Below are 19238 nucleotides of genomic sequence, written 5' to 3' on the forward strand. Positions count from 1 at the left end.
GGATCTATCGCCGGACGACTATCGTGCGAGCCGGCCGCCATCCATGCTCCATCCGACTCCACGAACCTCGCTAGCATCTGGGGAACAAAGAAACGAGGCCAGTCCCGCAACCTGCTCTGGACTAACGAACTGGCCCGACGGGACTGACGACAGGAACACCGCCTTGATGCTTTCTGGATCGGCACCTTCCTGGCGCGCTCGCGCGTCGATCTGTCGCTCCACTAGAGGCGTCAAAACCCAGCCCGGGCAGATTGCATTACACGTCACGCCGGTCCGGGCCGTTTCGGACGCTACCACCTTGGTCAAACCGAGGAGTCCGTGCTTGCTCGCCGCATATGCGGCCTTGTTCGGCACGCCGATATAACCACTGATAGAAGCAATATTGATGATACGCCCCCAATTGCGCGCGAGCATTTTGGGAAGCGCCCGCTGGATCGTCAAAAATGCAGCCGTGAGGTTGACCCCAAGCACGGCATTCCAGCGATCGAGAGAGAACTCCATTATCGGAGAGACATGTTGAATTCCTGCGCTATTAACGAGGATATCGACGGGACCGATGAAACGCTCGACGTCGTCAATGAGCCTCTCTGCCGCGCCTGGCTCTGTAAGATCACCGCCAAAGTGCCGAGATCGAACACCGTCCGGCGAAGACGTGAGCGAGATAGCGGCATCGATTTGCGCCGTATCCGCCAATCCGTGCAGGCAAATGGCAGCACCATCTTCCATAAGTCGCTGCGCAATAGCGAGACCAATACCGCTGGTCGATCCAGTAATGAGGGCAATCCGACCTTTGAGATTCGAGGGACGCATTTTTTCCTCTGGTTAGCAGTGATCGCGACTGCCTCAGTCAGTCGCCATTCAGTTGAATATGGGGTGCACTGCCGGTGACCGAGTTAAAACCGGCCCAGATGCAGGATGTCTTGGAGCTTCGCCCCTGCGTTCGCAAAGCCGCCAAGCGCGAGAGGAGTCAATTTGAGTCTGGCGCACGGGTTCGTTTGTGTGTTCGCTGAAGGGACGAAGGACCTTATTCGTCCGCGCTCGCTCGCCCCGCTCCTTCATTTTGTCCTACGAAGCGCAGCAGAGCGCCGGCGAACTCACGCAACGGCATCAGCTTCCAACTCGGAAGTATACGTTTAGGGTATTTCGTCCGATTGCCGGCACAAATGCGGACTTCAACTCCCAAAGCGATCACGGAATAACATTCATGCATCGAAGCGGAATCAAATCAAGTTTTCGGCTTCGCGAGCTCGTCCATCACTTGCTTGGTCGCTTGGTAAGCCAGCTCAACGAGCTCGTCGATATCGGCTTCTGAGACAATCAAAGGCGGAGCGAAACCGAGGATGTCTCCATGTGGCATTGCTCGCACGATAAGCCCCCGATCCCGAGCGGCCTTCGAAATCCGAGCCCCTACCTTGAGCTGCGGATCAAATCGACGCTTTGTTTGGCGATCCGCGACAAACTCGACAGCGCCAAGCAGGCCGACGCCGCGCACTTCTCCAACGATCTCCAACTGCGCAAACCGCTGGTTGAGTCGTTTTTGGAAGTGCGAACCGACTACCTTGGCGCGCTCAGCTAGCCGCTCCTTCTCGACGATATCGAGCACTGCATTGGCAGCAGCGGCCGATATCGGATGGCCCGAATAAGTATACCCGTGCGAGAATGGCCCAACCCGATGGGCGGCCTCTTCCAAAACGGTGTAAACTTTATCACCAACTATCGCTCCCGAGAGGGGCATGTAGCCGGATGTCAGACCTTTGGCGACCGTCACCAAATCCGGTTCGATTTCATAGAGAGCGCTTCCGAAATCAGCACCGGTACGGCCAAACCCGCAAATCACCTCGTCTGCGATCAGAAGAATATCATGGCGCCGAAGCACCGCTTGAATTTCTTGCCAATAGCCCGCAGGAGGCGGTGTAATCCCGCCAGTGCCAAGCACAGGCTCCGCGATGAAGGCACCAATCGTTTCGGGCCCCTCACGCAGGATCAACTCCTCGAGCTCGGCTGCACGCCTGCGCGAGAACGCCTCTTCGGTCTCGCCGGTCTCCGCGCCCCAATAGTAGTGCGGCACACCTGTGCGCAAAATGCCTGGAAAGGGCAGATCCATGTGGTCATGATAGAACGACATGCCGGTCATCGAACCAGAGATCACCGAACAGCCGTGATAGCCTCGCTCACGCGAGATAATCTTCTTCTTCTGGGGCTGACCACGCAGGTTGTTGTAGTACCAAACGAGCTTTGCTTGCGTCTCGTTGGCGTCCGATCCGGACAGTCCAAAAAATACTTTGCTTGGCTTGCCAGGTGCCATGCGCACGAGTCGATCCGACAACGTAGCCAGCTCTTCAGTCGTGTGAGCCGCATATGTGTGGTAGTAAGCCAGCTGGTAGGCCTGTCGTGCAATGGCTTCAGCTACTTCAGCGCGGCCGTAGCCGATGTTGACGCAATACAGGCCCGCAAAGCCATCGATGTAGCTCCGCCCCTGCGCATCTTCGATGCGAATGCCCTTGCCTCCAGCGACGATCGTGGGATCGCCGATTGCGCCGGTGGCGTATTCTTTGAGCTGCGTGAAAGGATGCAGCACACTCGACCGATCTCGTTCGGCGATGGCCTTGATATCAAGCATATCCGTTCTCCTAAGCCGTCAAATCGCCGAAGCAGACGTATTTCAGTTCCATGTAGTCCTCCATGCCGTGCCGCGAGCCCTCGCGACCGAGGCCGGATTGCTTCCATCCCCCGAACGGAATCGGAGGACCGGTGAATGAAGCAGTATTGACGCCAAGCATGCCGTATTCGAGCTGCTCAGAAAGCCGAAGGGCTCGCCGCAGGTTGTCGGTGTAGACGTACCCAGCGAGGCCCATTTCAGTGGCATTAGCTCGGGTGACGACCTCTGCTTCAGAGTCGAATGGCAGCACGGCAGCTACCGGCCCAAATGTTTCCTCCGCGGCAATGAGCATGTCGTCGGTGACGTCTGTAAGCAGAGTTGGAACAACGAAGCTCGGACTCAAACCAGGATCTTGGGACCTTGAAATAGCCCGCGCGCCCTTGGCCACCGCATCATCGATATGAGTTCGGCACTTGTCGGCCACCGACGCTTTCGTCATTGGCCCGATTTGCGTTGCTGGCTCCAGGCCATGCCCAACCTTCAACCTCGCCATCGCCTCGGCAAACGCCTCGACAAAGGCGTGGTAGACACGCCTCTGCACGTAGATGCGGTTAGCAGCGAGACAATCCTGTCCAGAGGTTGCAAACTTTGCGGCGATCGCCCCTTTGACAACCCTGTCGATCTCGACGTCGTCGAACACGATGAAGGGGGCATGCCCCCCCAGCTCGAGGGAGATTTTCTTTACGGTCTGGGCGGCTCCCTCTAGAAGCATACGCCCAACCTGGGTGCTGCCCGTGAACGAGACCGCCCGAATTCGCGTATCTCGCAACAGAGGCAACGAAAGCTCTACCGGATCACCGATAAGCACCTGAAACACCCCCCGCGGAATCCCGGCCTCCTCGGCCAACCTAGCCAAGGCAAGAGCGGAGAGCGGCGTCTCGGGAGCCGGCTTTACGATGACTGGACAACCTGCCGCAAGGGCAGCTCCCGCCTTGCGGGTGATCATGGCCACGGGAAAGTTCCATGGAGTGATCGCGGCCGCAACCCCGATGGGGTGCATCCTTACCTGAAGCAAGCTTCCGGGTTTGTGGCTAGGAATCGTCTCTCCGTACGCGCGTTCACCTTCCGCGGCGAACCACTCGAGAAATCCTGCGCCGTAAGCGATCTCGTACCGCGCCTCGTCGATCGGCTTGCCCTGCTCGCTCGTCACCAAAATGGCGAGCTCCTCCGAATGATCAAGCATCAATGATGCCCAAGACCTCAGGATCGCCCCACGTCTCCTCGGCAGCAATTCTCGCCAAGAGGAAAAAGATCGCTCAGCGGCTGCGATCGCCAGATTCATATCTGCGGTATCGCAATGAGCAACTTCCGCGATCACTTCCCCGGTAGCGGGATCCACGACATCGTCCATCGACTTACCCGCTATCCAGCGGCCGTTCAGGAACGCAGCCCCAGCGATGAAATCTTGGCGGCGCAAACCCTGCAGATGCCGTCTCGCCAACCCAATAGAATTGGAAGTTCTGGATCCATCAGCTACAAAGTTCACTTGAGAGTCCCGCGCGGTCATTTGTTGAAATTGCCCATACAATCAGGATACCTTTGCGTCGGAGCTGATTTGCATCGCTTTTGCCGCGGACGGGACGATTTCCTGCATAGCTCAGTGATTCCGCGGCAAAAACCACCAAGGGGGCCAGAGCTGATTATGCACTACGATCGAATAGACGCCCGCATTCTCGAGATCGTGCAAAAGAACAACCGACTAACATCGGAATCGATTGGCGAGCTGGCCGGACTTTCCGCTACCGCGTGTCAACGGCGCTTGAAGAGGCTCCGTTCGGAGGGCATCATCGAAGCCGATGTCTCGATCGTTTCGCCGAGGGCGGTAGGACGACCAGTCCAAATGCTCGTGCTGGTTACTTTGGAGAGAGAGCGGTCCGATATTATTGACAAGTTTAAGAAGGCCATCAAATCGTCAGCTGAAGTTGTCAATGGCTTCTACGTCACCGGCGACGCAGACTTCGTCTTGTACGTTACGGCTCGCAGCATGGAAGACTATGAGCATTTCACCCGACGGTTCTTTTATGAGAACTCGGACATTAAGGGATTTAAGACAATGGTTATAATGGACAGGGTGAAGGCTGGCTTCGCTATTCCCATAGACTCCCCATCTGACGATTGACGCTGGCGCGTTTTCACTTGCCCAGCGTGACTATCGAGATCGCCGCTTGCGCGACAGCTTGAATCGGTGAGAACGGCCGTCCGAGGCTCTCGGCTACGCCTCGATACTTCAATGGTTCGATAGACGTTAAGGCCAGCGCGCAGATGAGGATTCTTAAGGATGGCCGGAGATCCCTCATTAGCGAGAGCCAACCAAGCGGCAGTTTGGTCAGCGCGCGTCGTCGGGTGCGAAGTTTCGAAGCATCCCTTCGATGGCCGATCATAGCCGTCATAGGCATCGCATTGCACGAAGCCGAGCCCGCCGTCCGGCAGATCGCACAGCTTTCCCGGGGCGAGCGCTCCGAAACTGTCATAGACGAGGGCGGGTTTCGCCGCGGCTCGAGCGGCACGCTTGCTCATCCTGGAGCGACTTCGTATCGGACCAGCTCACCGATGGCCGCCGCTTCCGCATCCTGACCGTGGTCGACGACTGCACCCGCGAGTGTCTGGCGCTGGTGGCTGACATCTCGCTCTCCGGCACCCGGGTGGCGCGGGAACTGCGCCGGCTACTGATTGAGCGCAGCAAGCCGAAAATGGTGGTCAGCGACAACGGCAGCGAGCTCGCCAGCAACGCCATCCTGACCTGGGCCGATCAGAGCCGCGTCGCATGGCACTACATCGCCCCGGGTAAGCCCATTCAGAACGCCTTCATCGAGAGCTTCAGGCTGGCTGCGGGATGAACTGTTGAATGAGACGATGTTCACGTCGCTGGCCTAGGCCCGCATCGCGCTCGGATGTTGGCGGGCCGATTACAACGATGAACGACCACACTCGCAGCTCGGATGGAAGACGCCCTCCGAGTTCGCCAGCAAATGCCACCCGCGACGGGATCTGGCGCTGCGTATCTCGAGGGCTCCGCGCCAGCTCCCGTCGCTACCACCGCCCAACCCGGCAAATCCACACGCCAGGGCGAACTCAGGACTGGATAAAACTTGGGGGCAAGGTCAGTAGGCAACTGTGGTGCAGCCGGACTTCATCAGTCCCTTAGCCTACGCTGGGGCGAGCGCAAAGTTGCAGGTAAGTGAAGAGGATTTGGTTGTCTCGGAGCTGAACCCAATTGGAAGGCTCCGGCTGCTCGACTGTTACGCCCCTGTCGCAAGATGCGAGGACGTCACGAGCAGAGCCCCCGATCACTGCACCAGCCTTCCGATAATTTTCGTCACTCGCGCCAATCCCGGCCCCAGCGTTGGTTTCAACCAAAACATAGCGACCCCAGCCACATTCGAGCGGGCCAGCTCGGGCCGTCGCGTCGGCACGTTAAGCCAAGCTTTCCACCTCGGCCGGACCATAGCGTCAAGTACCTTTTGCGCCGCAAGTCGACGCCTGAGCTTAAGACTGCGCAGTCTCCCTCCATTAATCGCGCCACTCCTTGCACATATCGAGGCGCGAAATGATATGCTGCAGCTAACCGAGCGGTCCAATGGCTCGGTCTAACGGAATGCATCATTGACCCGGTGCAACCCGCGCTGCTGAGCGATATCAACGATGGGAGACAAAGGGCGTCATTTGATCGGGCTTGCGAGTTGGGCCTGTCGGCCGCTCGATCGAAAGTATTAGCTGAGGTGAAAGCTCTCCAGAGTGCAATTTGAGGACACGTCGATCCAGCTCCCTGTCCGCTGTCGTGAGGCGATGGTTCAGACGAAGGTATTCCGTCCAGGTCGGCGTTCGGAATGTCTCTGTCCATTGCAAGGGGGCTTGAAGGTTGCGCAGGAGCGTCCAATGCCGAGCTCCGACGCGGCTCTGAACACGACGCCGTTCTCGCATAAGCATCAGGAACGCTTCGACATTCTTCTCCGGGATCGAGTATTCTATCTTTATAACGATGGGGCCGCTTCTCGGCTTCAGATCAAGGGCGACTGCCGGCGCGTCGAAGCTCTCCAAAGGATCGAGATCCCACTCTCGAGATTCACGAACGGGAAAAAGAAACCCGCTGGCTGCGACCAGCAAAAGGGCTCCGCCAGAGCTCTGCAGCGCCCAAGTAAGAGAATAATCTTGGGCCACCGCGCCCCAAATCCAGCTGCCGGCCGCGATCCCGCCGAAGGTCAATGCATTATATATAGAAAGTGTGCGACCAACGATCCATCGAGGGCTTGCCAATTGGACACTGACGCCAAGCCCGGACCAGGCGACGACCCAACCCACGCCGCCCAGAGCGAGGGCGGCCGCCGCTACCGCGAGCGTTGGAGCCAGAGCCAAGGATATGGAGCATGCTGCGCAGGCAGCGCATGCGAGGGTTATCAGCCACTCTTGAGTTAGTATTCGTCTGATGAGGCCATTGAATATGCCGGCCAAGAAGGCGCCGCATCCGAAACCGGCCATGAGAACTCCATATCCGATCGGTCCTTGCGCTAACTGGTCGCGAGCAACCAATGGAAGCAACGCGACTATCGAGACGCTCGACAAACCAAAGAGGGTTCCACGTGCAATGGCTGCCTTGATTTCCGAAGACATCGCGGTAAAGCGCACACCGTCATAGATCGCCGTTCCCATCGACTCGGGTGGCAGAGATGAGGAACGAGCCTCCCATTTGCAGCCCCATATGGCTGCGACTGGCGCGAGATAACTCAATGTGTTCAGCACGAAGGCAGTTAGGGGACCAAAAAAAGCAACGATAACACCGCCCATCGCCGGCCCCACACTCCGGGTAGTGTTGAATCCAACGGAGAGCAGAGTGACCGCAGCCGGAAGATCACGTCTTTCTACAATATCGCCGAGCGATGCCTGCCAAGCGGGATTGTTAAAAGCGCCGCCGCATCCGATAAGAAAGCTAAAGCCGAGAATAATCCAGGGGTCGACACAGCCGAGCGCTATAAGCGCGGTGAGCATCGCAGATGCCACGGCCATCGCACCCTGCGCGGCAAGCATTACTCTGCGCCGGTCGAAATTGTCGACGAGGGCCCCAGCGAAGATCGACAGGACGAATGATGGGAGGGTCGATGACGCCTGAACCAGTGCAACCATCAGATCGGAGGTCGATATTGTAGCCATCAGCCAACTGATGGCAACAGTCTGCATGAGAGAGCCGAAGTTGGAAACCTGTGTGGCAACCCAGATCGCACGAAACGTGCGGTTTCCAAGCGGCGTGAACGTAGTTGACGATATGGCGTCAGCGTCGGCGCGCCTTACCCACTTCATTTTCTCCGAGCCTGCCTTCCCTTCAGCCGTCCGATCGGCTTGCGTACGGGCGATGGAGTTCGATGCACCTCTCCCATCGCGGCTTCGACTGGCGAAGAGCAGCGCAATGTAGACCTTGCGTTGCCTCTCCGCGGCATGGTCGCGTTCGACATTGCACCAAACCTCGGTGCGTGCCTCTTGAACATCCAATTGTCTTTGCTACTCGCCAAGTTCATCTTTACGCGCAAAAGCCGATCACATTGAATCGCAGCACCGTCAAGTGATGCCAGCGCCAGCCAGCGACTGGATAAGAGGTTCAATTCTCTTATAGCCGAAATGCTGTTCAGCATTCCGCTAGATTTTTCCTGCTGCTGAGGATTTCCTGCGCGTACCTCTCTTTCACAAAGTTAAACCTCCCCAGGGTGATGGCTTGTCCTCCGGCCCACGAGGCAAGCCGGCTCAGCCATCTTATTGCGGTGATTGATACGATTTTGCGCCACGAGCTCTCTCGTCGGCTAGGCGAGCGAGAGCTATGCAGCCAATCTTCCGTGTCCTCCGGCGCGCTCCACGTGCAGAGATAACGATTTTGCGCATTGCTAACGCGCTAACTCATGGCCTTTCGCCTCGGGCCCGCTGGAGCGAGTCCAACGCGTCACATCGACATCGCTCAACTCCAAAACCGCTGAGGGCAAGCTCCACCTCTACGTCGCCATCGATCGCGCAAGCAATTTCGCGTTCGGGCAACCGGCCGACGGGTCAGAAAAATGGGAACGACCTTCGTCTCGGCCTTCCTGGAAATGCTGGCCGTGGCTGTCTCTAAAAGTTACACACGCTTCCAACCGAGAACGGTATTCAGGTCACTTACCAGCCAGCGACGCAGACGGCCCGACGGCAAGATACCTTGACATATGTGTTCGATAGGTGCAGGCGCGAAACGAGCATTGGCTTGACCAGTCAGGCATCCTTGGACCAATGGCCGAGGCAAAACGCATGAACGCACGGTCAGAGAAGCAACTGTCCGGGGTCATCATTACGACAAACACGATCGCTCGAAGCACATCTTGCCGATCAACGCGAACAACTACGCTCGGCGGCTAAAAACACTGGTGGTGTCTCACACTTCACGACTGCATCTGCAAATGCTGGACCTCCAGCAAGAACGATTCAAACTTGAACACCTATTTTCCCAAGCGCCACAAATCACAACAACACACCCGTCACGCTCACCCGACGAAGGTGATAGTCGGCATCCCCAAACGTACTCTCGATCATGGTAAGCCGCTTAAAATAATGGCCGATCTTAGCCGCCATGGTCATGCCAATCCCGCCGTGAAGCTGGATCGACTGCTGACCGATGAATTTTCCGCTCCTCCCGATCTGCACTTTAGCGGCGGCGACTGCTGTTGCACGCTCGGAAGCATTGTCGATATCCGAGGCCATGGTGGCGTAAATCGACATTGAGCGCGCCTGCTCTAGCGCCACAAGCATGTCGGCGGCGCGGTGCTGCAGACTCTGAAACGAGCAGATTGGAACCCCGAACTGCTTTCGCGTCTTCATATAATCGACTGTTGTCTTTAGCGATTCGTCCATTAAGCCGACGGCTTCCGCGCAAAGGGCGGTGCGGGCGTCGTCGACCACCCGCTCGATCAACGGCAACCCGTTCTCGGGATCGCCAATTGCCGCTGCGGTACCCACCTCGACCCTTGTGAAGCTGATGTCGGCGGCATGCAGACCATCTTGAGTCGGGTAGCTCCTTTTGGAGATACCTTTCGCGCCGGCAGGCACCAGAAGCACCGCGATACCGTCTCTGTCGCGTTGAGCGCCTTTGATGCGTACGGTGACGATCAACGTGTCGGCGTTCTCGCCATTGAGCACAACACATTTTTCGCCGTCAATGACCCATCCATCTCGGCTTTTCTTGGCGAAGGTCGTCAAGACCCTCAGATCATAGCGAGAGTTCTTTTCAAGTTGCGCGAATCCAAAGGTCTTGCTGCCGTCGATGATTCCAGGCAGATAAGCTGCCTTCTGCGCGCTCGAACCTCCACGGCGCAGGAATCCGCCGCCGATCACAACCGTGGCGAGATAGGGCTCGACCACAAGCGCTCGGCCGAACGCTTCCATCACAATCATGGTCTCCACACCGCCGCCACCAAACCCGCCATCGGCTTCGACAAAGGGAAGTCCGAGCAGACCCTGCTCAGCAAAGCGGCTCCAGATCAATCTGCTCCAGCCGCCCTTCTCCTTCGAATATCTGTTGCGCTGCTCGAAATCGTAGACGTCGGTCAAGAGCCTATCGATGCTTTCCTTGAGGAGCCGCTGCTCCTCGGATAAATTGAAGTCCATTCTCAGTTTCTCCTGAAGACGGATCTGGATAGTTGTCGGTACCCCATTTGCGGGGTGGAAGAAGAACTAGAGCCCCAGCACCGCCTTGGCGATGATGTTACGCTGGATTTCGTCGGAGCCGCCGTAGATCGAGACCTTGCGGCTGTTGAAGTAGCTCGGTGCGATCTGCGCGGTCCAGTCCATCGTTTCGTGCGAGGAATCGGGATGTTCATTATAGGGCGAAGCGAATGGCCCGATCATCTCCATCAAGAGTTCCGTTGCGGTCTGCTGGCTTTGTGAGCCCTTAATCTTAAGCATGGAAGACGCAGGATTTGGCCTGCATTTGCCGTGCTTTCCTTCGCCGCCGACAATGCGCAGTTGCGTGAGCTCGAGTGCCTTCAGCTCGATCTCGGACATGGCGAGCTTCTCCCGAAACGCGGGATTCTCGATCATAGGCCGACCGTCATTTTCGAAGTGAGAGGCCAGCTCCTTGATGTGCCGGATGCGCTCCTTGGAGACACCGACCCGTGCGATACCGGTGCGCTCGTTGCCGAGCAAGAACTTTGCGTAGTCCCAGCCCTTGTTTTCCTCCCCAACGAGGTTTTCGTACGGCACCTCTACGTCGTCGAAGAAGACCTCGTTGATCTCATAGCCACCGTCAATTGTCTGTATCGGACGCACTGCCACGCCCTTGGAAGCCAAGGGGAAAACGATGAAGGAAATGCCCATCTGCTTCTTGACGCTGGGATCGGTGCGGCAGAGGCAGAAGATCATGTTGGCGTGCTGCGCGTATGTGGTCCAGGTCTTCTGTCCATTGATGATCCACTTGTCGCCCCTGCGTTCGGCCTTGGCCGTGAGCGAGGCAAGATCAGAGCCGGCACCGGGCTCCGAAAAGCCCTGGCACCACCAATCATCTACGTTTGCGATGCGCGGCAGGTAGTATTTCTTCTGCGCCTCGCTGCCGAAGGTGTATATGACCGGGCCGACCATGCCGACGCCAAAGGCGAGGGGCGTCGGCGTCGGATACATCTGCAGCTCCTCCCTGAAGATGTAGTGCTGGACCGAGCTCCAGCCTGTGCCACCGTGTTCCTTCGGCCAGGCACTAACGTTCCACCCTTTCTTATTGAGGAGACGCCACCAAGTGACCATTTCCTCCTTCGACACATGGCGGCCTTCGACCATCTTGTGCCGCATTTGAGGAGATACATTATCGCGCAGAAACTGCCGCACTTCCGCTCGGAACGCTTGTTCTTCGTCGGTGAATACAAGATCCATCGGGTTCTCCTGCAACCGGATCAAGGGGGGCGGGCTGGGGACGGTGAAAACCTTTCGATAGCTAATCGGGCGCCCCGTCGACGATAGGTAGAACTGAACGCGAAGCGTATTCTTGCGTGGCGGGCCGATCTCCCCTTACTGGTTCCTGCGAAGCCGTAGGATGATGGGGCCTCTTATCCGAGCTTGGCTTTTCGTTAGACTTTGCCGCATGAATGTAATTTGTCCCTATGGATATCTTGCTCTGCATCGAGCGTCGAAGATTGCGCAGCTATTCCCGCACTCTCTCCGTCGAACGAAGGTCGCACGCTGCGCCTTCGGATCCTTGGGGATCGAGGATAGTCCTTCGGAACATGGGCACCCCGGTTCCCTAGAGCGAGCGCATCGTCCATCCCGCGCTCCAAGATGCATTCGGCCACCTCTTTGACAGCGTTGTAGCCGCTCTGTAGCAACAGTCATGCCAGCCACGCTCAAGCGCTTTGAATTTCTGATTCGGTACGAAAACGGCTGGGCTACGTAAACGACCAGGGCTTTCACGGAGCAGACATTCCTTCGCTGTCTCAACTCGGACGACAATTGAAGGTCGACGGCTGCTCGATTGTCGCGCGGGTGGCGGATTTATTTGCTCGCCTTATCTCCCAGCTCATTGCGAGCAGATCCTGGAGCCAACATTCGTTGGAGCCCGGTAGCCCTGAGATCGAACGGTTCTAGAAGCCTCAGATGAGGACAGACTTACGGCGCTCGTACACAGCTCTCCAGCGAGACGAATTCAGAACGGCTGACGTCGCGCGCCCCGTTCTTGATGATGCCGCAGTCGATTTGGGAGCTAGTTCAACGAAAGGCCTTCAAAAAGGCTGGCCCATTATCATCCAACCCAACAGCTCTTGATTGCTTCCGCTTGACGAATGCTGATCCAAGACCAAGCAAGACTGTGAACGTGAGCGAGGACGGCAGAAGGAGCGCTCGCTCTTTGCTCGCGTGGGGCTGGGATGGCGAGACTAGAGTAACCTCGCGCCTGCCAATCAGCAATACTCGCGCGCGGCGCAGACGCATCAGCACCTAGCAAATCGGGCTAAGATTTGCGATCGATCTCGATCCCCAACCTGGGCGCGTCAGCCACGGGAACGATGCCGCGAGTGTGTCGAGGGCTCGGTGACAATCGCCTGCCGGAGCGGCTTCTCGGCTCGGACGAACTCCAACAACGACGCCACGGATACGGACGAGGACCGCGTGTGCAGCGGCAGAACGGCAAGTAAACGTAGCGATACGGCAATTGCAATCGCGGTACCCCAAACATGCGGATTATAGCGGACGCCGAAACGCTTTTGCCATATCGGCGATCTTCTTGCATTCGGAGAATCCATCTGACCCGCAAATGTCGGACTTGGCGATATCGAGCGTGTGCGAGACGAACAGGTTGCGGAACCCAAAGCGAGTGAAATCACATTCTCCGCCTGCGATCGGGATCGAAACTGCGGCCTTTACCGCTCTATACCCGGCATCTGCTTGTACCGGCTCCTCAAACCAGCCGACATCTTGTTTCTCGATCATGCGGCCCAGACGGATCGCCGCGACGCTGTCAAAGGCGTGGTTCGCGTCCACCATCGTCGACGCAGTCGCTCAGATCACCTTGGCGCACGACGCGCGTCGCGAGCGCATCATCCTCCACACCGAAGCAGACCTTAAGCTTCACCGCTGAGAATCCCTCAACGACATAGCCTGCTGCCTCCTCGGCTGGATACCAGATCGGGTCTTCTACCTTGCGCCTGGGGGCCAGTTGCGTAGGCGACGATGTGAGTCCGCTGCGCACCGCCGAGCAGCTGATGCACGGGAACGCCGAAATGCTTGCCTTGATGTCCCAGAGCGCGATATCGATACCGCTCAAGCCTTCTATCACGACGCCCTTCAAGCCGTGATCGCGCAGGCGACATAGATCATTTGCCAGAGATACTCGGTACGCAGCCGATCCTCGCCGGACAGCACCCAGCCCTGGTCCCCGTCTTGCGTCCGCCGCCGCGCGCGTTCGTGAAGACAATCATCCCCGAGATAGTTTTATCGGACGTCTTGAGCCTCAGCCCACCTGATACGCATATCCGTATTGCGCAACGACCCGTCCAGCTGCCATCGCAGCTACCACGCCAAATACGAAGTCATGGCAATAATTGCTACTCCTCTCACAACTTTGATATGCCTGTCCAGATGCTGGACGCACTTAACCCATCCCAAGGAAAGACTATTACTGGGCATAATCTTATAGAACGTTGCGAGGGTGGGCATGTTGGAGCGGCTTACCGCCAAACACCTCTGCAAGATGCTCTGTAACATTTGTGCGCAAAGCTCATCGGCTCGAACTAACCGCAGATTCGATTTTCGCCAAGGTCTATCCTCTAAACCCCATTTCGTGTTCTGCCTGCCGAAGTGACCAAGCTTGACAGTTGGAAACGTGGGCGCTTCTGTTGACGTAGTCAGTGGGATTGAGCCACCTGTAGCGGCGCAATGATCATATCGCAATTGTCGGCCGTGCAGGTGATCAACTATGCTATTCATGTCTGTATTCTGGCCGATGCGTATGCACCGATAGTATTCCTCTACACCCTCAACAGGGATCGGGATACTACCTACTCCGGTGAGGAGCACATCCGGGCGGACTGCGACGCATCAGATCCATCTGAGTTCAATGAACAAGATCGACGGCTTGCGATTATTCGAACCGTATGGGCCCGGCTACTCGCCATGGATCATTGCCGATGGGAAACAAATGCGGCACGCAATTTTTCAAGTGTCCCTCGGACTCAGGAACGGTCAGGCGGTGAACAGCCCGTCGATCCGGAAGAGATCTGAGTACGGATGTCTGAGCATGGATCTGAAGCTGCACACGATGGCATGACGCCAGGCGGCCTGGCGTGCTCAAGCTTACCATTCGATCGCGACCTCTTGACCGCGGTCGGTCGACCGCTGCGCTTCTTGCCCACAGGGGAGTGAAGGCGGCTCCGAGGAAACGGCGCCGCGGACCCATGATCGCCTCTATTGAACTTGAGGCCAGAACTGCTCACCGAGGAACTCTCCTGACATCGCGCTCGTTGCAACAATCTGCGTTACCTCGCGCCCGCCTTCTGCGCATAATTCCACGATGTTTTCGCGAGCGGCACGGTGCGCCTGGCAACTTCCGTCGCCTTGGTGCTGGCGGCAGTGCCATCTCGGATGCGCGCCGCGATGCCTTGAGTCATGCCGACCAATCGAAAGAGATTATACGCAAAATACCAATTCAAGTCCGGCAGCTCGCTGCCCGTGTAGGCGCAATAGATTTGCGCGGCTTCGTCCATGCTCGGGATATTGAGCGCTTTCAGGTCGGCGTCCGCAAGGCCTGGCCTGATCCATTGCATCAACAGATAGGTAAAATCGGAGATGGGATCGCCGAGCGTCGACAATTCCCAGTCGAGTACTGCGGTCACGTGCGGCTGCTTTGCATGAAAGATAATGTTGTCGATCCGATAGTCGCCATGCACGATGGAGACAAGTTTCTGCTCGGGGATCGTGTTTGGCAGCCACTCAATCAGCTTTTGGACCTCCGGGATATATTGCGTCTCTGAGGCGCGGTACTGCTTGGTCCAGCGATCGATTTGGCGTACGAAATAATTGCCGGGTTTTCCGAAGTCGGCAAGCCCGATCCTATCGGGATCAAACATGTGCAGCCTCGCGAGAGTCTCGATCTTGCTGCGGAAAATCTTTGCCCGCATGTCGGCAGGCTGGCTTGGCAAAGTCGGATTCCAATAGATGCGTCCTTCCTCCATCGACATGATGTAGAAGGCCGCGCCAATGACGGCATCGTCAGTGCAGAGCGCAAATGCATGTGCAACCGGGAAGCCCTGCTGGCCGAGGGCCGAGATGACGCGGAACTCACGATCGACCGCATGCGCCGACGGCAGCAACTTGCCGAACGGCTTTCTTCGCATCACGTAGGAGCGACCGGGACTGTCGAGTCTGTAGGTAGGATTGGATTGGCCTCCCTGAAACTGTAAGATAGTCAAGGGGCCGGTATAGCCATCGACATGCTTGCGCATCCAGCGATCGAGACGGTTCTCGTCGATTCGATGTCGACCTTCGACGGGTCTCGTGCCCGAGAACTCCTCGTCCTTCCTGAAGCCATCGGCCAAGGTGACACTCCTCGAAATTGTTGAAGCGTGCCGCTTCATTGATCACGGAGCAGCTCCATACGTCCGAACTTCAAGTCGATCGTGCGGCAGTGCACTCCATCGGGGCCATCCGTCAGACGTATGGTGCATGTCGAGCTTAGTCGTGCGGATTCCTCGTCTGATGCGCGGACACGGTCTGCATCGCCTGCTCGAACGATTCACAAGCTGCTTCGCCTCTAGCGACCAACACAGCAGCACACTTTTATCATCGAACCTCCTTTGCGGATCTCGGCCGCTTAACTCGCTCAAGAGTGACTTCTTTTGGCGCTTCGATCGGGCGCATCTAACGCTGACGTAGATCTCATTTTCCACATGCCGACAATACGATCCTGACTTTCGTGGGAGCGGGCTGCGATGATGCGCAAGATCCCGTTCAGGGTGAGCGACGACTAATGGCGCAGCGCAGCATCTCTCACTGTCGAGGAATGCGCGCGAATTCGATCCGGATGATCCCCGCATCATTAGCGGCATCGCTCATTCGTTCAGTTCGCTCATTCGTTCAAATGGCTTCCGCTAGCGCGATTTCACACCCGATTTGTCATCCGACTAAAACTCTACGATCGTTTGTGGCAGGGGCAAGGGTGGTGTCTGGAACCCCGTGTTCGGAGCGCCGGCTCTTGCTCGCGCTACGGACAGGCAAATGGTCGCCCCCCTTGCGGTCAAAGCGTATCGCTCGCCCGCTACGGAAACAAGGGAAGCACAAGACGGTGATTGCACTTTCGCGCATATGGCGCAACTTCGACGCCCCCGCAGGTGCTGAGGTGCCTGCAATGCTGCTGACGAGGTGAGGCGCATGACTACCGATCTCAGAACGTTTCTGCTCAGCTGGATAACGAACGCCGTTCGCGCACCGAGCCTTCCTGAGAAACCGACGCTACCAGCGTGCCGTCACGCCTGAAGATCAAGCCGCACGCAAGGCCGCGTCCGCCTTGTGCGCTCGGCGACTCTTTGGCGTAAAGTAACCACTCGTCGGCCCGAAAGGGACGGTGGAACCAAATTGCGTGGTCGAGGCTCGCCGAAATCATGCGCCCGTCGAACAGAGTGCGGCCATAGCGCACCGTGATCGCATCGAGTAGCGCCAAATCTGAGGCATAGACCAGCGCGCACATGTGAATCGTCGGATCATCGGGCAGCTTTGCTGCGGCCTTCATCCAGATATGAAAGCGGCCGTCATCGATTTTTTGACCGACATAACGGCCAATCTCGACAGGACGCAATTCAATCGGGCGATCGCGGTCATAGTAGCCGCGGATGAACTCCGGTATGTCGGCGAAGTTCGATCGTTTGAATATTTCTTCTGCAGCGAGCATTTCGGGCGGCAGAACAGCGGGCATATTGTTTTGGTGATCGAAAGCGCCCTGTTCGCCTGCATGAAAGGACACCATGATGGAAGAGATGGGCTTACCGTGCTGGATTGCGGTCACGCTCCGTGTCGAATAGCTTTTGCCATCACGCAGCCCTCGGACTTCGTAGATGATCGGAACCTGGGGGTCACCGGTCTGAATGAAATAGCCATGTAGCGAATGCGGCAGCCTGTCTTTCACGGTGCGACATGCCGCGACCATCGCCTGCGCTATCACTTGCCCACCGAATACCCGTTGGAGGAGAGGATTCGGATTGTTGCCGCGAAACAGGTTCACCTCGATTGGCTCAAGGTCGAAGATGGAGAGCAGGTCGATCGAGGTTTTGGACATTGACGCGCCTTTGTTCTTCTTCGGCATCATTCCCTGTATGGCAGCCCTGCGATGAAGCCGAAGTCCGACATCGAGCATCCTTTCGAGCCATAGCGCCGGGGACCCTCGTTCTGGTCTATCCGGTTTGCAGCTTATGGCGGGGCAACTGCAACTGTGCTGGCGTATTGACATCGTTTCGCAAGCAACGACACGCTTCGTTCAACTCCTGCGCCGGGACTACCGTGTTCGACCTTGCCATCGATGCTTCCTGCCCAGCAATCACCGTGCCACGGTAAGGTGATGCGAAATCGATGTCCTCACCCCGCCGGCAACGGTAGTTGCGTTGAATGTCGGAGTGCCAACATAGACTCAACCGGACAAAGGCCGAACGCGACAATGCACATGAGCGAGGGTTGGACGCCTCGCGGCTCGGAATCGACCGCCATGGGATTCTCGACGCCATATCACGTTTGTATGGAAGTGACGGCTCAGCGCTGCTCACGCACTGAACCTTCTTGGGCGACAGACGCGACCAATGTGCCGCCAGGCTCGAAGATCAAGCCGCGTACGAGGCCGCGTCCGCCTTGTGCGCTCGGCGACTCTTTGGCGTAAAGCAGCCAGTCGTCTGCTCGAAACGGTCGGTGAAACCACATTGCGTGATCGAGGCTTGCAATCATCATACGTTTGTCGAACAATGGCCGATCATAGCGAGCCGTCACCGCATCGAGCAGCGGGTAATCGGAGGCATACGCCAACGCGCACATATGCTGCACTGGATCGTCGCGCAGCCTCGTCGCTGCCTTGATCCACACATGAACGCGACCATCTTCAGTTTTTTCACCGATATAACGGCCGCTCTCAACCAGGCACAACTCTATCGCGTAGTTCTGGCGGACGAAGTCAGTCGTTTCGCAAAATGTCGGCTGCTCAGGCGTTTGCACTGCCATGAGGGTATCCGGAAACGGCACGCAGGGCATCTTGTCCTGGTGGTCAAGAGCGCCGTCCTCGTCGGCATGGAAAGAGACCACGATGGAGCAGACTGCGGTGCCATGCTGGATTGCGCTGACGCGGCGCGTCGAATAGCTCTTGCCGTCGCGCAGCCGTTCGACCTCGTAAATAATAGGCGCCTTTGGGTTGCCGGGCCGGATGAAGCAGCTGTGCAGCGAATTCGGCAGCCGTCCCTCCACCGTGCGGCATGCCGCAGCCATCGCCTGCCCAATCACCTGGCCCCCAAACACCCGCTGCGCGTTGGTGTTCGGACTGTTGCCACGAAACAAGTTCATTTCCATCGCTTCCACCTCCAAGATAGCGGGCAGGTTGATCAGGCTTTCGGACATTGATGCGCATTCCCCTTCTTGGGCGTCATACATGGCATGCTGCCATAAACAGAACTTTCGAGGTTTCGGAGCGTTGTCTCGCACCGCATGCCGCCAGCGTAAATTCGCGGAACGGCACGCGGCGGTGCTGCTGTCTATTGATTTGGATCAATCGTGGCCCTCTCATTGTACCGCTAGGAATGATACCTTTCCCTTTCAACGTCACCGCAGCAATCGGCATGCCATGCATCCGCTGTGCACGCCAGTTAAGACACATCCATCTACTTCGAGCCGCGCCTGAAATACTTCGACCTTAGCGTCGTGCTCCGAACATACAGATTTGAAGTCTGACAGAGCTGAGCATGACAACGATCGCGCGAAGGACAACGGTCGCCTCTCGTGCCGAACGCTTGCGAGGGGATGCCCGTCACAATCATCGCGCCAGCGCGCTTGGTACTAGGTTCGGCAGATGGACTGAACTCTAAAGCTCCGTTCCCGCGCTGCCTTGGAGACGCAGAACCAGAAGTCGCTT

At 57.4% G+C, this 19238-nt stretch carries 13 protein-coding genes and 1 pseudogene; 2 read left to right on the forward strand and 12 right to left on the reverse strand.

What is annotated here, in order from left to right; genetic code table 11:
• Positions 1 to 18: 18 nt before the first annotated feature.
• From NLM27_RS26405 to NLM27_RS26415, 3 genes are all read right to left on the reverse strand, one after another.
• Complete coding sequence (locus NLM27_RS26405; RefSeq protein ID WP_254146080.1) at positions 19 to 810, reverse strand: 3-hydroxybutyrate dehydrogenase; 792 nt, start codon at positions 808 to 810, stop codon at positions 19 to 21.
• A gap of 415 nt (positions 811 to 1225) precedes the next feature.
• The gene (locus NLM27_RS26410) at positions 1226 to 2620 is read right to left on the reverse strand and encodes an aminotransferase (protein ID WP_254146081.1); all 1395 of its coding nucleotides are present in this window, start codon (positions 2618 to 2620) and stop codon (positions 1226 to 1228) included.
• A 10-nt stretch (positions 2621 to 2630) separates the two neighbouring features.
• A complete protein-coding gene (locus tag NLM27_RS26415) occupies positions 2631 to 4010 on the reverse strand; it encodes an NAD-dependent succinate-semialdehyde dehydrogenase (RefSeq protein WP_254146082.1) in 1380 nt (459 codons plus the stop codon).
• Positions 4011 to 4301: 291 nt separating this feature from the next.
• Here NLM27_RS26415 and NLM27_RS26420 point away from each other — a divergent pair, with 291 nt between their 5' ends.
• Both NLM27_RS26420 and NLM27_RS26425 read left to right on the forward strand, forming a co-directional pair.
• Positions 4302 to 4778: an Lrp/AsnC family transcriptional regulator gene (locus tag NLM27_RS26420; RefSeq protein WP_254146083.1), complete on the forward strand. Its 477-nt coding sequence runs from the start codon at positions 4302 to 4304 to the stop codon at positions 4776 to 4778.
• A gap of 400 nt (positions 4779 to 5178) precedes the next feature.
• Positions 5179 to 5745: pseudogene (locus NLM27_RS26425) on the forward strand (integrase core domain-containing protein); the annotation flags it as partial.
• Between the two features lie 55 nt (positions 5746 to 5800).
• On the opposite strand, the gene NLM27_RS26430 reads toward NLM27_RS26425, so the two are convergent.
• The 9 genes from NLM27_RS26430 to NLM27_RS26470 form a co-directional block, all read right to left on the reverse strand.
• Positions 5801 to 6016 (reverse strand): hypothetical protein, encoded by a 216-nt coding sequence (locus NLM27_RS26430; RefSeq protein ID WP_254146084.1) that lies wholly within the window; start codon positions 6014 to 6016, stop codon positions 5801 to 5803.
• 279 nt (positions 6017 to 6295) lie between these two features.
• The gene (locus NLM27_RS26435) at positions 6296 to 7951 is read right to left on the reverse strand and encodes an MFS transporter (protein ID WP_254148931.1); all 1656 of its coding nucleotides are present in this window, start codon (positions 7949 to 7951) and stop codon (positions 6296 to 6298) included.
• Between the two features lie 1179 nt (positions 7952 to 9130).
• Positions 9131 to 10273, reverse strand: coding sequence for a pimeloyl-CoA dehydrogenase small subunit (gene pimD / locus NLM27_RS26440; protein ID WP_254146085.1), 1143 nt, complete (start codon positions 10271 to 10273; stop codon positions 9131 to 9133).
• 66 nt (positions 10274 to 10339) lie between these two features.
• Positions 10340 to 11527, reverse strand: a complete 1188-nt coding sequence (gene pimC / locus NLM27_RS26445) for a pimeloyl-CoA dehydrogenase large subunit (protein WP_254146086.1) — start codon at positions 11525 to 11527, stop codon at positions 10340 to 10342.
• Between the two features lie 1299 nt (positions 11528 to 12826).
• Entirely contained in the window at positions 12827 to 13129 is a 303-nt protein-coding gene (locus tag NLM27_RS26450; protein WP_254146087.1) for an enolase C-terminal domain-like protein, read from the reverse strand.
• A complete protein-coding gene (locus NLM27_RS26455; protein ID WP_254146088.1) occupies positions 13104 to 13433 on the reverse strand; it encodes a hypothetical protein in 330 nt (109 codons plus the stop codon). The genes NLM27_RS26450 and NLM27_RS26455 overlap by 26 nt, the downstream gene beginning before the upstream one ends.
• A 1186-nt stretch (positions 13434 to 14619) precedes the next feature.
• On the reverse strand, positions 14620 to 15678 hold the full coding sequence (locus tag NLM27_RS26460) for a phosphotransferase family protein (RefSeq protein ID WP_254146089.1): 1059 nt from the start codon (positions 15676 to 15678) through the stop codon (positions 14620 to 14622).
• 860 nt (positions 15679 to 16538) lie between these two features.
• A complete protein-coding gene (locus NLM27_RS26465; RefSeq protein ID WP_254148932.1) occupies positions 16539 to 17411 on the reverse strand; it encodes an acyl-CoA thioesterase II in 873 nt (290 codons plus the stop codon).
• A gap of 467 nt (positions 17412 to 17878) precedes the next feature.
• Positions 17879 to 18727, reverse strand: coding sequence for an acyl-CoA thioesterase II (locus NLM27_RS26470; RefSeq protein ID WP_254146090.1), 849 nt, complete (start codon positions 18725 to 18727; stop codon positions 17879 to 17881).
• Positions 18728 to 19238 lie beyond the last annotated feature (511 nt).

It is taken from the genome of Bradyrhizobium sp. CCGB12 (assembly GCF_024199845.1).
GTDB lineage: Bacteria > Pseudomonadota > Alphaproteobacteria > Rhizobiales > Xanthobacteraceae > Bradyrhizobium.

What these genes read in the sequence shown, in the direction of transcription:
- NLM27_RS26405 (WP_254146080.1), bottom strand. Translation starts at nt 810, where the DNA reads ATGCGTCCCTCGAATCTCAAAGGTCGGATTGCCCTCATTACTGGATCG.
- NLM27_RS26410 (WP_254146081.1), bottom strand. Translation starts at nt 2,620, where the DNA reads ATGCTTGATATCAAGGCCATCGCCGAACGAGATCGGTCGAGTGTGCTG.
- NLM27_RS26415 (WP_254146082.1), bottom strand. Translation starts at nt 4,010, where the DNA reads ATGGACGATGTCGTGGATCCCGCTACCGGGGAAGTGATCGCGGAAGTT.
- NLM27_RS26420 (WP_254146083.1), top strand. Translation starts at nt 4,302, where the DNA reads ATGCACTACGATCGAATAGACGCCCGCATTCTCGAGATCGTGCAAAAG.
- NLM27_RS26435 (WP_254148931.1), bottom strand. Translation starts at nt 7,951, where the DNA reads ATGAAGTGGGTAAGGCGCGCCGACGCTGACGCCATATCGTCAACTACG.
- pimD (WP_254146085.1), bottom strand. Translation starts at nt 10,273, where the DNA reads ATGGACTTCAATTTATCCGAGGAGCAGCGGCTCCTCAAGGAAAGCATC.
- pimC (WP_254146086.1), bottom strand. Translation starts at nt 11,527, where the DNA reads ATGGATCTTGTATTCACCGACGAAGAACAAGCGTTCCGAGCGGAAGTG.
- NLM27_RS26450 (WP_254146087.1), bottom strand. Translation starts at nt 13,129, where the DNA reads ATGGTGGACGCGAACCACGCCTTTGACAGCGTCGCGGCGATCCGTCTG.
- NLM27_RS26465 (WP_254148932.1), bottom strand. Translation starts at nt 17,411, where the DNA reads ATGTCCAAAACCTCGATCGACCTGCTCTCCATCTTCGACCTTGAGCCA.
- NLM27_RS26470 (WP_254146090.1), bottom strand. Translation starts at nt 18,727, where the DNA reads ATGTCCGAAAGCCTGATCAACCTGCCCGCTATCTTGGAGGTGGAAGCG.